The organism is Hymenobacter algoricola, from assembly GCF_039539525.1.
Classification (GTDB): Bacteria; Bacteroidota; Bacteroidia; order Cytophagales; family Hymenobacteraceae; genus Hymenobacter; species Hymenobacter algoricola.
In genome coordinates, this window is record NZ_BAABDH010000040.1 from 24,493 (window position 1) to 39,034 (window position 14,542).

General features: G+C 63.3%; 10 protein-coding genes and 1 other RNA gene. 6 read left to right on the forward strand and 5 right to left on the reverse strand.

Features of this window, described 5'->3' with window-relative positions; genetic code table 11:
• Positions 1–182: 182 nt before the first annotated feature.
• A complete protein-coding gene (locus ABD842_RS12145) occupies positions 183–740 on the reverse strand; it encodes a GNAT family N-acetyltransferase (RefSeq protein WP_345114075.1) in 558 nt (185 codons plus the stop codon).
• A gap of 340 nt (positions 741–1,080) precedes the next feature.
• Here ABD842_RS12145 and ABD842_RS12150 point away from each other — a divergent pair, with 340 nt between their 5' ends.
• The gene (locus tag ABD842_RS12150; RefSeq protein WP_345114078.1) at positions 1,081–1,623 is read left to right on the forward strand and encodes a hypothetical protein; all 543 of its coding nucleotides are present in this window, start codon (positions 1,081–1,083) and stop codon (positions 1,621–1,623) included.
• Positions 1,624–1,629: 6 nt separating this feature from the next.
• Entirely contained in the window at positions 1,630–1,803 is a 174-nt protein-coding gene (locus ABD842_RS12155; protein WP_345114081.1) for a hypothetical protein, read from the forward strand.
• Between the two features lie 871 nt (positions 1,804–2,674).
• On the opposite strand, the gene icd is transcribed toward ABD842_RS12155, so the two are convergent.
• The 3 genes from icd to dnaX all read right to left on the reverse strand — a co-directional run bounded on the left by icd (position 2,675) and on the right by dnaX (position 9,638).
• Complete coding sequence (gene icd / locus ABD842_RS12160; protein ID WP_345114083.1) at positions 2,675–3,940, reverse strand: NADP-dependent isocitrate dehydrogenase; 1,266 nt, start codon at positions 3,938–3,940, stop codon at positions 2,675–2,677.
• A gap of 262 nt (positions 3,941–4,202) precedes the next feature.
• The gene (locus ABD842_RS12165) at positions 4,203–7,241 is read right to left on the reverse strand and encodes a M16 family metallopeptidase (RefSeq protein ID WP_345114085.1); all 3,039 of its coding nucleotides are present in this window, start codon (positions 7,239–7,241) and stop codon (positions 4,203–4,205) included.
• A 246-nt stretch (positions 7,242–7,487) separates the two neighbouring features.
• Complete coding sequence (dnaX, locus tag ABD842_RS12170; protein WP_345114086.1) at positions 7,488–9,638, reverse strand: DNA polymerase III subunit gamma/tau; 2,151 nt, start codon at positions 9,636–9,638, stop codon at positions 7,488–7,490.
• Positions 9,639–9,915: 277 nt separating this feature from the next.
• On the opposite strand from dnaX, the gene ABD842_RS12175 reads away from it, so the two are divergent.
• The 4 genes from ABD842_RS12175 to ABD842_RS12190 all read left to right on the forward strand — a co-directional run bounded on the left by ABD842_RS12175 (position 9,916) and on the right by ABD842_RS12190 (position 13,463).
• The gene (locus tag ABD842_RS12175; protein WP_345114089.1) at positions 9,916–11,580 is read left to right on the forward strand and encodes a prolyl oligopeptidase family protein; all 1,665 of its coding nucleotides are present in this window, start codon (positions 9,916–9,918) and stop codon (positions 11,578–11,580) included.
• Positions 11,493–12,095: a prolyl oligopeptidase family serine peptidase gene (locus ABD842_RS12180; protein ID WP_345114223.1), complete on the forward strand. Its 603-nt coding sequence runs from the start codon at positions 11,493–11,495 to the stop codon at positions 12,093–12,095. The genes ABD842_RS12175 and ABD842_RS12180 overlap by 88 nt, the downstream gene beginning before the upstream one ends.
• Positions 12,096–12,273: 178 nt before the next feature.
• Positions 12,274–12,644, forward strand: a transfer-messenger RNA (tmRNA) gene (ssrA, locus tag ABD842_RS12185).
• A 189-nt stretch (positions 12,645–12,833) separates the two neighbouring features.
• Positions 12,834–13,463, forward strand: coding sequence for a flavin reductase family protein (locus ABD842_RS12190; protein ID WP_345114092.1), 630 nt, complete (start codon positions 12,834–12,836; stop codon positions 13,461–13,463).
• 23 nt (positions 13,464–13,486) lie between these two features.
• Here the strand turns inward: ABD842_RS12190 and ABD842_RS12195 are convergent, their stop codons facing one another.
• Positions 13,487–14,419 carry an alpha/beta fold hydrolase gene (locus tag ABD842_RS12195; protein WP_345114095.1) on the reverse strand — a complete coding sequence of 311 codons (933 nt, stop codon included), beginning with the start codon at positions 14,417–14,419 and terminating at the stop codon, positions 13,487–13,489.
• Positions 14,420–14,542: the final 123 nt, after the last annotated feature.

Below are 14,542 nucleotides of genomic sequence, written 5' to 3' on the forward strand. Positions count from 1 at the left end.
ATGGAAAGGGCTTTTTGCATTGAAGTTAGCCTGTAAGCTAAAGGACGAAGGTCCTTCGCGGGCGGCCGCCAGATAAGGGATGATGGATGATATCGGGGTGGTTATTGAACGTTCGCCCGCCAATTGCCCGGGTTCCGGACTTGCTGCGCCCCTGCCCGGAATGACGCGGATACCGTCGGGCCTTACGGTCGAGTGGGCTGGGCCAGGCGCTCCAGCAGCACGGCGGGCTCGTCGTGGTAGGTGGTGCGGGCGTACTCGCGGTAGCCGAACTTCTCGGCAATGCGGCGGGAGGCCCCGTTGTCGGGGTGCATGAGGCAGACGGTGCGGGCGCCCCGGAAGTGGGCGTCGCCCCAGGCCTGCACGGCCCGCACGGCTTCGGTGGCGTAGCCGCGGCCGTGGGTGGCGGCATCGAGCACCCAGCCGATTTCCGGGGCCTCACCGATGGCCGGCTCGATGGTGCGCTTGCGGTCCACGAAGCCGACGGAGCCGATAAAGCGGCCGGTGGCCTTTTCCTCCACGGCCCAGAAGCCGTAGCCCCGCAGCGTCCAGTGGCCGGCGCTGCGCATCAGGGTGCTCCAGCAGTCTTCCTCGCTCATGGGCTTGCCGGTGAGGTAGCGGTAGAAGTCGGGCTGCTGAAACATGGCCAGGAAGGCCGGCAGGTCGGCGGGGGAGTAGCCGCGCAGCCACAGGCGGGCCGTTTCCAGGACCGGGACGGGGTGGTGGGGAGCAGGGGTGGGCATGGGGATTGGTAGTGTAGGAGGGTAGGAAGGCGAAAGATAGGGGAGGGGAAATATAGCGGGCACGGTCGCCACAGGCTTGGGCATACTCGGAAACTGCCTGGGCACAGTCTGGAAAGGCTTGGGCACGGCTTGGAAGCCGTTGGGCACCATCCGGCAGTCGTTGGGCAGCTTCCGGGAGGCTTGGGCACCATCCGGCAGTCGTTGGGCCGGGTCCGGAAGTCGTTGGGCAGCCTCTGAAAGTTGTTGGGCCGGGTCGGGAATTTAATGGGCGGGAGCCGGTAGTAGCAGCGCGGTATTTCTATATATTACACTTATTGTTCAACCTGTTACTGTTCTAGCTATGGATGCTGTAAAACGCGGATTTCATTGTCGGATTGATGAGCTGGTGCCGCTGGCCCGCCAGCTGCGGGCGAGCTACGTGCGCGACCAGGCCGGCTTTAAAGAGCTGTTGCCCGACGACTACACGGCGGCCTTCCTGACGGACTTCGACCAGCGCTACGCCGCGGCCGACGCGCTGGAGGAAACCTCGGTGCAGGTGGCCCGGAAAATGGCGTTCACCCAGCGCATCCACGAGCTGTATGCGCAGCTGCCGCAGCAGCTGGATTTCCTGGAGGCCCGGGTGAGCCGCGCCGAGGCGCTGACGGTGCCGGCCAGGCGCTTCGGCATCGTGCCGGCCCGGCAGGCCCGCAACGAAGACGACCACCCGGCCCTGGAAGCGGCCCTGAAAACGCTGCTGCAAAACATTGCGGCCAACGAAACGACCCTCGGCAAGAAGGGCCACAAGGCCGCCGACACCACCCGGCTCCAGGACCTGCACGACGCGCTGGTGGCCGAAACCACGGGCCGCGGCACCCAGATGAGCAGCCAGAAAAGCAACACCTAGGGCAACATGGGCACCCTCAACGGCCTCTTCCAGGTGCTCAACCAGCTGGCCAAAGACGGCAAGGCCCTCTACGCCCGCTCCGACAAAGCCCGGCGCGACGACTACACCCTGAGCAAGGTGCTCAAGCGGGTGCGCCGGGAAATGAGCGGCACGGATAAGGAAGCGCCGCCAGTGAAGTAAAGCGCGTGGCTGGTACTGCAAACAGGGTTCCCGGGAACGGGAACCCTGTTTTGGTTTTACCCGGGACTGGGTCTGTTATAAGCTGGCGCGCGTCTGCGACGCGTGCCGGGTGGTTTCGCGTCTCTGACGCGGCCGTTGCACGACTCCAGTCATCGGTCCGGCCGATTCGCGTCAGAGACGCGGTGCCGGGAGACGCGCGTCTCCCGGCGGTGCCCTGTTTGGGTTTTACGCTGGTTTCTCTGGTGCGAGTTTAGCGCAACGTAACTTATGACTAGCCCTGCCGGGAGGCTGTGCCTCCCGTTAGAACGATATGGTTGCGCCGTTTGGTAAGCAGCGCGAGGCCGGCTTGCCGCTGGGCGGCAGTGGAGGTACAACCTCCACCTTATGGCTAGTCACGAGTTACGCTGCGCTAAACTCGCGCCAGTGGGGGGCGAGTTTAGCGCTTCGGCATCGAGCAGGCCCGCCGGGCCCGCAATAACAACGACCACCCGGCCCTGGCCGCGGCTCTCAAGACCCTGCTTCAGAACGTCGAGGCCAATACCGCCGCCCTCACCCAGAAAGGCCAGAAGCCCGCCGACACCCAGCGTTTGCAGGACCTCTACGCCGCCCTGCGCCAGGAAACCACCGGTCAGGGCATGAAGATGAGCACCCAGAAGGGTGCCGAGTGACGACTACGCCGGAGCGGCTATGCCGCGAGCGTCCCGCGCCGCGTGGTTTTGTGCTGGCGGCACGGACGGATTCGCAGCCCAGCTGCTCAGCGCGTAGTGGTCACTCGGCACAGCCGAGCGACGGCGGGGTTTTAACTTTAGGCAAAACCCCGCGCCGGCCTTACAGCCAACGCGGGGTTTCTTATTTGGCTTCTGCCAAGCTACTACATCCGGGCAATAACCTCGTCCCCGAACTCACTCGTCTTGAGCAGGGTGGCGCCTTCCATCTGGCGCTCGAAGTCGTAGGTGACGCGCTTGGCGGCAATGGCGGCTTCGATGCCTTTGTAGATCAGGGCGGCGGCTTCCTGCCAGCCCAGGTGCTCGAGCAGCATGGCGCCCGACAGAATCACCGAGCCGGGGTTTACCTTGTCCTGGTTGGCGTACTTGGGGGCCGTGCCGTGGGTGGCCTCGAAGATGGCGTGGCCGGTGAGGTAGTTGATGTTGGCGCCCGGCGCGATGCCGATACCGCCCACGATGGCAGCCAGCGCGTCGGAGATGTAGTCGCCGTTCAGGTTCAGGGTGGCCACTACCGAGTACTCGGATGGGCGGAGCAGAATCTGCTGCAAAAAGGCATCGGCGATGCTGTCCTTGATGAGCAGCTTGCCGTTGTCGAGGGCCGCTTTCTGCTGGGCGTCGGCCATTTCCTGGCCCTGCTTGGCCAGGGTGCGGTCGTACTGGGCCCAGGTGTAGACCCGGTCGCCGTATTCCTTCTCGGCCAGCTCATAGCCCCAGGTTTTGAAGGCGCCCTCGGTGAACTTCATGATGTTGCCCTTGTGGACGATGGTCACCGACGGCCGCTTGTGCAGCAGGGCGTACTCGATGGCGGCGCGCACCAGGCGCTCGGTGCCTTCCTTGCTCACGGGCTTGATGCCGAAGGAGGACGTTTCGGGGAAGCGGATTTTCTTCACGCCCATCTCATCCTGCAAAAATTCGAGCATCTTCTGGGCCTGCGGGGTGCCGTTCATGTACTCGATGCCGGCGTAGATATCCTCGGTGTTTTCGCGGAAGATCACCATGTCGGTCAGGTCGGGGCGCTTCACGGGGGAGGGTACGCCCTCAAACCAGCGCACCGGGCGCAGGCAGGCGTAGAGGTCCAGCTCCTGGCGCAGGGCCACGTTCAGGCTGCGGATGCCGCCGCCGACGGGGGTGGTCAGGGGGCCCTTGATGCCGACCAGGTATTCGCGGAAGGCGTCGAGGGTTTCGTTGGGCAGCCAGTTGCCGGATTGCTTGAAGGACTTCTCGCCGGCCATCACCTCTTTCCACATCAGCTTCCGCTCCCCGTTGTAGGCCTTGGCCACGGCGGCATCGATAACGCGCACGGAAGCCGCCCAGATGTCCGGACCCGTACCGTCGCCTTCAATGAACGGAATGACGGGCGTATTCGGCACATTCAGCTTGCCGTTTTTGATGGTGATTTTCTGTTCTGCCATTGTTAAAAAGTTGCCAGTGGTTAGGTGGCAGTTATTAGTGTTTGGGTTGTTTTGAAGGAGAAGCCGCCGTTTGGACTGCTATCATTATTCATTTGTCATCCTGAGCCTGCGAAGGACCTTCCTCGGATATCCTGCCAGCCTTGCTCAATGAGAAAGCCAGGGCTTAGCTCAGGGAAAAGGGCTTGGCAGTGAAAGGAGGAAGGTCCTTCGCTTTGCTTCGCGCCGCTCAGGATGACAGACGGATTAACATGGCGGGTACTGGTTAATAGCCGAAAATCTCTTTCAGCGTGAGTTGCTGGACCTGGCCGTACTTGGCCAGCTCCTTGAAGTTGAGGCGGTCTTTGGAGCCGATAACCAGGATGGTCTGGTTCTGGCCCTTGATTTTGGCTTGCTGAAACTGGCTGAGCTGGGCGAAGGTCAGGTTGGGAGCCTGCTCGTAGACGTCGCGGCGCAGGTCGTAGTCGAGGCCCAGGCGCTTGGCGCGCTCGTAGCTGAAGAGGATGTCGGACTTGGTGATGCGCTCGGTGGCGATGCTGTTGCGGATGGCGTCCTTGGCAATCTGCAGGTTGGCTTCGGCCACGGGCATGTCGGTGAGCAGGGCTTCCATGCCGGCCATGGCCTCGGGCACCTTGTCGCTCTGCGCCCCGATGTAGGACAGGATGTAGTTGGAGCGGCCCAGCTTGCTGGCGTTGGCGTAGCTCGACGACACGGCGTAGGCCAGGGCCTTGGACTCGCGCAATTCCTGAAACACGATGCTGCCCATGCTGCCGCCGAAGTACTCGTTGTAGAGGCTGGTGGTGGGCACCAGCTTCTTGTCGTACAGGTCGCCCTTGGTCAGAAACAGGATTTCGGCCTGCACCATGTTGTAGTCCACCCAATAGACCTTGCGGGAGTTGATGGGTTGCTCGGCGAAGTCGTTGTCGGCGGGTACGGGCAGCAGCTTGGTGGGCGTCTTGTGCAGCTTTTGTAGAGTCTCTACTATACCTGGTAGTAGTATTAAGAGTATATCTGGGTATTTCTTACTTTCCTCTACCGATTCCTTACTGTATCGGGTACTAGTAAAACGCGGCCCATAGTACAGCACGCGGTGCTGATAGCTGGTGAGCTTTTTGGTCAGGGCCGTGAGGTCCGTTGGTTTCAGGGCCAGCAGCTGCTTTTCGCTCAGCTGGCTGGTGAAGGAGTTTTTGGGGCCGTACTTGGCGTAGTTGACCAGGGCCTGGTTCAGAATCACCTGCTTGTTGAGCTTGGCATCCTTGCGGGCCTTGAGCGTGCCGGCTACCATCGCTTTCAGCGCCGCGGCGTCGGGCTTGGGGTTGGCCAGCAGGCTTTCGAACAGCTGCAGGGCCGGCTCGAAGTTCTGATCCAGCCCGCTCAGGCTGACGAACACCCGGTCGGGGCCGCTGGATACGCTGAACGAGCAGCCAAGCTTGTAGAACTCCTGCTGGAGCTGGGCGGCGGTGTACTTGTCGGTGCCCAGGTACTGGAGGTAGTCGGCGGCCAGGCCCAGACGCGGGTCGTTGTTGGTGCCCAGGTCGAGCACGTAGTAGAGGCTGAAGAGCTGGTTCTCGGTGTTCCGGGTGTAGTACACCGGCACGCCGGAAGCCAGCTTCAGCTCCTGAATGTCCTTTTTATAGTCCAGGAACACTGGCTGCAGCTCGGGCGCCTTCTGGGCCGTCACTTCCTTATAGAAAGCCGACGCGGCATCCCGATTCACGGGTACGGGCGTAATGGCGGGCTTCACCACTTTGGCAGCCGTGAGGTCCTTGCCCGTGCGCTTGTAGATCAGGGCGTAGTTCGGGCCGTAGCTTTTCTGGGCGAAGGCCACGACTTCGGCCTTGGTGATCTTGCCGAACTCGTCGTACTGGGCCAGAAAGTCCTGCCAGCTTTCCCGGGCCACGAAGGCCGCCACAAAGGCGCCGGCGCGGGCCTCGTTGCTTTCGTAGCTCTTGGTGCGCTGCAGCTGCTCGTTGTTGATGATGGCCGGAATCAGCCAGTCGGGGAAGTTGCCCTTTTTGATTTCCTCGAGCTGAGCCAGCAGCAGGTCGCGCACGGCGGCCAGGCTCTGGCCCTGCCGGGGCGTGCCGTAGAGGATGTGGGAGGAGTAGTCGTTGTTGACGTCGGCGAAGGAGGTGGCCTGCAGCACCTTCTGCTGCTGGTTCAGGTTCAGGTCAATCAGCCCGGCCTGCCCGTTGGTCAGGATCTTATCGACCATGCGCACCAGCAGCGCCTCGTGGGTGGTGGTGCCGGGAAAGCGGAAGCCGACCATTACGTTCTCCGCATCCGGCCCCAGCACCTGCTGCACCACGGGCGCGGTGAGGGGCGCTTCCTGAGCGGGCGTAAACGCGGGCACCGGCTTGCTGGGCAGCTTACCGAAGTACTGGTCGATAACGCGGATGGTCTGGTCGTAGTCCAGGTCGCCGCTCAGGCACAGGGCCACGTTGTTGGGCCTGTAGTACTGCCCGAAGTACTTCTTAATCTCGGTTATCGACGGATTCTGCAGGTGCTCAATCGTGCCGATGGTGGTCTGGGTGCCGTAGGGGTGAGTCGGGTACAGGGTGCGGTTCAGCGCCTCGTACTCCTTGCTGAAGTCGTTGTCGAGGCCGCGGTTCTTCTCCTCGTACACCGCTTCCAGCTCGGTATGAAACAGGCGCGGCACCAGCTCGCCCAGCCGCTCACTCTGAATGGCGGCCCACTTCTCCAGCTGGTTCGCGGGAATGTCCTCCTGGTACACCGTCTGCTCCACCGAGGTGTAGGCGTTGGAGCCCTTGGCCCCGATGGCGCCCATCACCTTGTCGTACTCGTTGGCCACGGCGTACTTGGCGGCCACACCCGACACGGAGTCAATCTGGTGGTAGAGCTTCCGGCGCTCCGCGGCGTTGGTTTTGGCGCGGTACGCTTCGTAGAGCGCCTCAATCTTGTCCAGCTCGGGCTTTTCGGCGGCCCAGTTCTGGGTGCCGAGGCGGGAAGTGCCCTTGAAAACCATGTGCTCGAGGTAGTGGGCCAGGCCGGTGGCGGTGGCCGGATCGTTCTTGGAGCCGGCCCGCACGGCCAGGTAGGTCTGGATGCGCGGGGCGTCCTTGTAGTCCGATAGGTACACCGTCAGGCCGTTGTCGAGGGTGTAGATGCGGGCCTTGAGCGGGTCGCCGGCCACGGTTTCGTACTTGTACTCCCGGGGCTGAGCCGGGGTAGCCGCGGCGGAGTCAGTCACGGCGGCAGCCGAAGCGGCGGGCTTGCTGGTCTGACACTGGGTAAGGCTCACTACTGCCAACGCCGGGAATAAAAGCAGAAATGATTTTTTCACAGGATGTTCCGGGCGGTATTCAGGGCAGGGCAATAAGGAACCAAAGATAGGCGGCTGGTATGGCAATTAAAAACGCCGCTTGCCCCGTTCGGCCCCCGCTCCGGCGCGAAGTGGATTTTTTTCTTTATAGGAACGCAAAAAGCCCCCTTTTCAGGGGGCTTTTACGGGCTCGGCTACTCTGGCTGCCGCCGCGGGAGCTGGACTATCCGGCGCCGGCCACCCGAAATATTCGGGCGGCGGCGGGGGCTAGAAATCGGCGTCGAGGCCCAGGCGCTGCTTCATTTCGCCCAGCATCGGAAACTTCTCCATCAGGTACTCCAGCTTGTCGGACGACGTGTAGAGCTTGCGGCCGGTGTCGACCCGCTCGGCTACCTCGGCCTGCACGTTGATGCGGGGGTAGCCGGTGCGGCGGCGCAGCTCGCCCAGGAAGCCCGCCCGGAACTCGTTGAACTGGTCTTCCTGAATCGGGTTGTCGACGTGCAGCACAATCAGGTGCTGCTCATTGGCCTGAAAGGGGCGGTTCAGGATGGTGTACTCGCTCAGGCTGTGGTCTTTGCGCTCATTGGTCAGCTCGCCCCACACCCGCTGCAGCAGGGCCTCGTCGATGGTGGGCAGACCGGTGGCGGGGCCGCTGTACTCGGCTTCCACCGGCACTTTATTGGCCGCGGCCTGCTGCTCGCGCTGGGCCTGCATTTCTTTCAGGCTGCCCAGGCCCGGCAGCTTGGTGCCCAGACTGATGGGCTTGGGCGCGGCCATGCCCGGGCGCGGGGGCAGGGGCGCCGCCGTGACGGCCGGCTGGCCCGGCTCGTGCCCGGCAATGCTGGGCCGCCCGATTTCGACGTGAGGCACCGTGTCGCGCATTTGCCGGGTGGCGGGCACCTCGGTGCTGGCCTCGTCCTCGATGCTGGGCGTATCGTGCAACTCTTCGACCCCGCTTTCCACCGGCACAATCGGCTCGGGGTCGGCGGGGGCGTGGGCCAGGGGTTGGCTAGTGGTGGTTGGTGGTTGGTTGACTGGTGCCGGTACGGTTGCGCCGTAGGCGGGCGCGGTTTCGGCGGTGCCGTTGGTGGCGAGCAGGCCGCTGGCCGGGGCTGCTGCGCCGTTTGGGCCAGCGGCCGGGGCTACACTAGTTTTTTTTTTCGCCTCGCCGGGGCTGGCGGAGGCGGAAGGTCCGGCGCTCAGGTCGCGGGCAAACTGCACGGCCCCGTTTATATAAGCCAGCTTCATGAGCATGAGCTCGACGTGCAGGCGCTGGTTTTTGGCCTGCTTGAATTCCCGGTCGCACTGGCTGACCAGGTTCAGGGCCGAGAGCAGAAAGGCCAGCGGGGCGGCCTGGGCCTGCTGTACGTAGCGCGCCCGGATGCCGTCCGACACTTCCAGCAGCTGCACCGTAATCGGGTCCTTGCACACCAGCAGCCCGCGCAGGTGCTCGGCGGCGCCCACCACGAAGTTGTGCAGATCGAAGCCGTTCTGCATCACCTCGTCGAGCAGCAGCAGCGTCTGTGAGAGGTTTTCGGCCAGCAGCGCGTCAATCAGCCGGAAGTAGTACTCGTAGTCCAGAATGTGCAGGTTCTGGACTACGTCCTTGTAGGTCAGGTTGTGGCCGGCGAAGGTCACCATCTGGTCGAACATGCTCAGCGCGTCGCGCAGGCCGCCGTCGGCTTTCTGGGCCAGCAGGTGCAGCGCGTCGTCCTCGGCCCCGATCTGCTCCTGGGTGGCCACAAAGCGCAGGTGCCCGCGGATGTCGTCGACCCGGATCCGGTTGAAGTCGAAGATCTGGCAGCGCGAGAGAATGGTCGGGATAATCTTGTGCCGCTCGGTGGTGGCCAGAATAAAGATGGCGTAGCTCGGCGGCTCCTCCAGGGTCTTCAGAAAGGCATTGAAGGCCGCATTCGACAGCATGTGCACCTCGTCGATGATGTACACTTTGAAGCGGCCCTGCTGGGGGGCGTAGCGCACCTGCTCCACTAGGCTGCGGATGTCCTCCACCGAGTTGTTGGACGCCGCGTCCAGCTCGTGCACGTTGAAGGAAGCGTTTTCCTGGAACGCCCGGCAGGAAGCGCACTTGCCGCAGGCTTCCAGCTCGAAGGGCGTGTTGTCGGGGTCCGGGGCCTGCCGCAGGGCGTCGGGCACGATGTCGGGCTGGGTGCGGAGCAGCTCCGACACCGGGCGGCCCTGGCGCACGTGCTCCTCCACAAACTCGCAGTTGATGGTCTTGGCCAGAATCCGGGCGCAGGTGGTTTTGCCCACACCCCGGGGGCCGCAAAACAGGAACGCCTGGGCCAGGTGCTTGCTGACGATGGCGTTCTGCAGCGTGGTGGTCACGTGCTGCTGCCCCACCACGCTCCGAAACGTGGCAGGACGGTATTTGCGGGCCGAAACGACGAAATTTTCCATACGAGCTAGCCGCAAAGATATGCAAAGCTGGGCCCGATTCCACCCGTCCGGCCGCGGCCATCCACCAGTTTCCAACGATTTTGCCCGACCTCCGGGGGTAACATGATGATGTGACTATTGGGGTATTTTATATAATTTGTTTTCTATTTTTAGGATGATCTTGGTCAGCAGCAGCATGAGTAGGCCGCGCGGCGGCGGCGCCGTCTGACAATCTGCCAGCCTGATCGGTAGTCATCTGACGCTGCGCTTTGCTTGTTTCACTCCAACCCGGTTTTTTATGAAACATACTTTCCTGCTGTTAGCGGCCGGCCTGCTGACTGCTCCGGCCGCCCGGGCCCAGTCATTGCCACCCGCCGCGCCTTCGGTGCCGGCTACCGATACCTACTTCGGGGTGACGGTGACTGACCCTTACCGCAACCTCGAAAACCTGCAGGACCCGGCCGTCCTGGCCTGGATGAAGGCCCAGGCGGACTATGCCCGGCAGACGCTCAACGCCATTCCGGGCCGGCAGGGGCTGATAGACCAGATGCAGGATTTTGACGCCCGCAAAGCCGCCCGCGTCACTACGCCCCGCATAGCCGACAACGACCGGTACTTCTACCTTAAAACCCGCCCCCAGGACCAGCAGCCCAAGCTCTACTGCCGCGACGGCTATCAGGGGACGGAAGTACTGCTCTTCGACCCCGAAACGGCGGAAGCGGGCAAAGTCTACACCATCAGCGGCTTTTCGCCTTCCTACGACGGCTCGAAGGTGGCCTTTGCCATCAGCGAAAAAGGGGCGGAAATCGGGGAAATGCGGATCATGGAGGTGAAGACCAAAAAGCTGTACCCCGAAAAGCTGACGCTGGCCTGGGGCAGCGGCGACTGGCTGCCCGACAACACCACGCTGGTCTACTCGCCGCTCAACAGCGCCGACGTGAAAAGCATGACGGCCCGCCAGAATACCCAGGCGCTGCTGCACCGCGTGGGCACCCCCCAGAGCCAGGATCAGCCCGTGTTTTCGGCCCGGCTCTATCCCAAGCTGGGCATCAAGCCCGCCGAATACCCTTATGCTGCCATCGACCGGGACACCAAGCTCGCCTATGGAATGATCAGCACCGTCGATCGGTACCTGTATGGCTACTACGCCCCGGCCGCCGCGCTGACCAAGCCCAACATCAGCTGGCAGCCCCTGTTCCGGCCCGAGCAGGAGGTCACCAACTTCGTTTCGGACGAGCAGTACATCTATTTCACCACGTCGAAAGACACGCCGCGCGAGAAGATCATGCGCATGCCCGCGGCCCGGCCCGATGTGGCCCGCGCTGAAGTGCTGGTACCTGAAAGTCCTACCGAGGCCATCAACGATGGTCAGCTGAAGACCACCAGGGACGGCCTGTATTTTGTGCGTACCAGGAATGGGGTGGAGGCTAAGTTGTATTTCGTGGCCAAAGGCAGCAAGACGGTGGAGGAAATCAGGCTGCCCCAGCCGGCCGGCACACTGACGCTGGAAGCCAAGAACGTGCAGTCGGCGGACCTGTGGGTGCTGCCCGTGGGCTGGACGGCCGACCGGCAGCGGTTCCGCTACTCGGCCGCCACCCGGCAGTTTACGCCCGAGCCGCTGTCGTCCCAGGTGCAGTACCCCGAATTTGCTGACCTCACGGTGGAAGAGCTGATGGTACCCTCGCACGATGGCGTGCTGGTGCCCCTGTCGCTGGTGTATAAGAAAGGCACGCCCCGCACCGGCACCGCTCCGGTACTGATGGTGGGGTATGGCGCCTACTCCGTTTCGACCAGCCCGTTTTTCTATCCGCCTTACCTGCTCTGGACCCAGCAGGGCGGCGTATTGGCGGTGCCCCACGTGCGCGGCGGGGGGGGCTGGGCGAGGCCTGGCACAAAGCCGGGCAGAAGACGACCAAGCCCAACACCTGGAAAGACCTCATTGCCTGCGCCGAGTACCTGGTGAAAAACCAGTATACCGGGCCGGGCAAAATTGCCATCAACGGCGGCAGCGCCGGGGGTATCCTCATTGGCCGGGCCATGACCGAACGGCCTGACCTGTTTGCCGTAGCTATGCCGGAGGTTGGCTGCCTGAATGCCGTGCGCATGGAAAACTCGCCCAACGGCCCCGTCAACGTGCCCGAGTTCGGGACCGTGCAGCAGGAAGAGGAGTGCAAAGGCCTGCTCGAAATGGATGCGTACCTGCACCTGACGCCTGACACGAAGTATCCGGCCACGCTGGTCACGGCCGGCATGAACGACCCGCGGGTTATTGCCTGGCAGCCGGCCAAGTTTTCCGCCCGCCTGCAGGCCAGCACCACTTCCGGCAAGCCCGTGCTGCTGTTTACCGACTACGAAGCCGGCCACGGCATCGGCGACTCCAAGCAGAAGCAGTTCGAGACCATGGCCGACCTGCTGTCGTTTGGCCTCTGGCAAACGGGGGTTCCGGCCTTTCAACCCAAAATAGCGTCGCTCCGGTAAGCGGGCCGGCGCCGGACCCTGAGGCTGCGGCGCTGCCCAGTGGCCGGGTCTGGCGCCGGCTTAGCTACCACCTTTAGAAGGGGCCGGCGGAACATTTTTGCCCGCCGCCAACGTTTTGCTGCCGATGTGCGTACATTTGCACCCCGCCACTCGTGGCGGGAATCGTTCTTTACCATTTGGGGCTGACCGGAATTGACAGCTTGCGCAGGTCGCGAGTAAGCGTGCCGAGTGTTGGGCGAACCACTCGTTAACAATTCGTCCGAACAATAACTGGCGAGTATAGCTACGCCATGGCTGCTTAGTCTAGGTACTAAGTAATGTCATCGTCCCGCATCCGTTTTCTTTTACACGGGTGAGCACGGGGCGTCGTAAGTAGAAGATAGTTTCGAAGGAGGTGTGACTTCGGGGCGAAACCCAACTGCATCTAAGGGGACTCTACGGGCCTGATGCGCGCCCGGAGTACCACGAAAATTCAAGCGTAGATACGCACGTAGAAAGCTCGACGGTTTCCTTGTCTGGACCAGGGTTCGAATCCCTGCAGCTCCACCCCTCAAACCGCCTTTCCGTCTTCGGGAAGGCGGTTTTTTTGTGCCCGCGGGCCAGCGCCGGTCTTCCCGATAACGAGAAAAGCTCCGTAGCCGGAGGAGTTGCAACCGGCGCCGGTAAGACTGCCCCGGGGCTGAACAATTACGACCTGCGGCGGTCATAGCTCCACTGCTTTTGCCTTAACCCAGCCCCATGCGCCACATTACCGCCGCCGACATCCGGAATTTTGAGAAGATTTACCGCCTCAACCTGGTCAACGGCCTGCCCGGCTTCAAGCCGGCCAACCTCGTGGGAACCGTCGCGCCCGATAGCACCACGAACCTGGCCGTGTTCAGCTCCGCCCTGCACCTGGGCTCCGACCCGGCCCTGATTGGTATCGTGACGCGGCCCGCCACCGTGCCGCGGCATACCTATCAGAACCTGAAAAGCACCGGCTGCTACACGCTCAACCACGTGCCGCTAGCCCTGGCCGCCCAGGCCCACTACACCTCCGCCGACTTCGCCCCCGAAGTGTCGGAGTTCGACGAGTGCGGCTTTACGGCCGTTTACCGCGACGATTTCCCGGCACCCTACGTAGCCGAAAGTCCGCTGAGCATGGGCCTGCGCCTGCGCGAGGAGCTGGCAATTTCCAATGGCACGGTGCTGCTGGTGGGCACCGTAGAGCACGTGTACCTGCGTGAGGAAGGCTTACGGACCGACGGCACCCTGGACCTGGCGGCCCTGGATACGGCCTGTATTTCCGGCCTCGACGGCTACCACGCCGTGCTGCCGCCCGTACGCTTCGGCTACGCCCGGCCCGGGCAGCCGCCGGTAGCGCAATAACCGCGCACAACGTGTCGGCGGCCTCACCGCCCCGATTTTCGCCTGGCGGCCACGACCCAGATGCCCGCCAGAACTGCCAGCGCGGCCCCGACTACTGCCGCTTTGGGCAAGCCAGGAGAAGCCGCCTTCTTTGACGGGTGCTGGGCAATATCGGCATCCGTGAAGGGGTGGCCGCCGGTGGCCGCCAGGATCAGGCGGGTAGCTTCCTCGGGCTGGTCCCACTGGGGGAAGTGGCCGCAGCTGTCGAACCAGTACAGGCGGGCATCGGGGAATTTCTGCAGCGCCAGCTTCGACTGGCTGGGCAGGCACACGCGGTCCTGCCGGCCCCAGCCGATAACCAGCGGACCCGGGATGCTGCCCCGGGGCGCGCCTTTCTGCACTTCGCCGTGGGCCAGCTGGTCGAGAAGCTCAGCAAAAACGGGCGTGTGGGCGAAGGTGCGCATTTCCTCCATGGCCTGCGGCGCATCGACGGCCCAGGGGTGGGCCGAAAACTGGGGCAGCAGCACTGTGCGGCCCACGGCCGAGCCGGCCAGCGCGGGCATCACCGGCTGCAGGGCCGTCACCAGCTTCTGCGACACCGCCACGGAGTGGTAGAACACCGGAATTTCCCAGCCCTGCCAGAATCCCCCGGGATTCAGGGAAACCACGGCGCCGAGCACCCCGCCGCGCCGCGCCAGCTCCAGCACCAGCCGCGCGCCCAGGGAGGACCCCACGGCGTCGGTACCGAGGAGCTTGTGCCGGGTAAGAAAGCTGGTCAGCGCATCGGCGAAGGTGCCGATGGAGTTTTCGCCGGGCAGCTTGGGCGTGTCGCCGTGGCCGGGCAAGTCAACGGCAATGACCTCCCGCTCGGCCGCCAGCGCGTCGATAAGGGTATCCCAGGAGCGCCAGCTGCCGCCGATGCCGTGAACGAGAAGCAGGGGGCGGCCGGTGCCGCGGCGGATGTGGTGCAGGTCCATCGGTGAGGAAGGGGAAGGGTGAGAAAGCACTACGCGAATAAGGATCGGCCTGGCTGACCTTACCACGGCAATCTTTCCCGGCGGGGTACCCAGGCCAGTTGGAAACCGGCTCAGCAGCGGAGA

Coding starts and splice junctions, on each gene's coding strand:
- ABD842_RS12145 (WP_345114075.1), bottom strand. CDS start 740: ATGCCCACCCCTGCTCCCCACCACCCCGTCCCGGTCCTGGAAACGGCC.
- ABD842_RS12150 (WP_345114078.1), top strand. CDS start 1,081: ATGGATGCTGTAAAACGCGGATTTCATTGTCGGATTGATGAGCTGGTG.
- ABD842_RS12155 (WP_345114081.1), top strand. CDS start 1,630: ATGGGCACCCTCAACGGCCTCTTCCAGGTGCTCAACCAGCTGGCCAAA.
- icd (WP_345114083.1), bottom strand. CDS start 3,940: ATGGCAGAACAGAAAATCACCATCAAAAACGGCAAGCTGAATGTGCCG.
- dnaX (WP_345114086.1), bottom strand. CDS start 9,638: ATGGAAAATTTCGTCGTTTCGGCCCGCAAATACCGTCCTGCCACGTTT.
- ABD842_RS12175 (WP_345114089.1), top strand. CDS start 9,916: ATGAAACATACTTTCCTGCTGTTAGCGGCCGGCCTGCTGACTGCTCCG.
- ABD842_RS12190 (WP_345114092.1), top strand. CDS start 12,834: ATGCGCCACATTACCGCCGCCGACATCCGGAATTTTGAGAAGATTTAC.
- ABD842_RS12195 (WP_345114095.1), bottom strand. CDS start 14,419: ATGGACCTGCACCACATCCGCCGCGGCACCGGCCGCCCCCTGCTTCTC.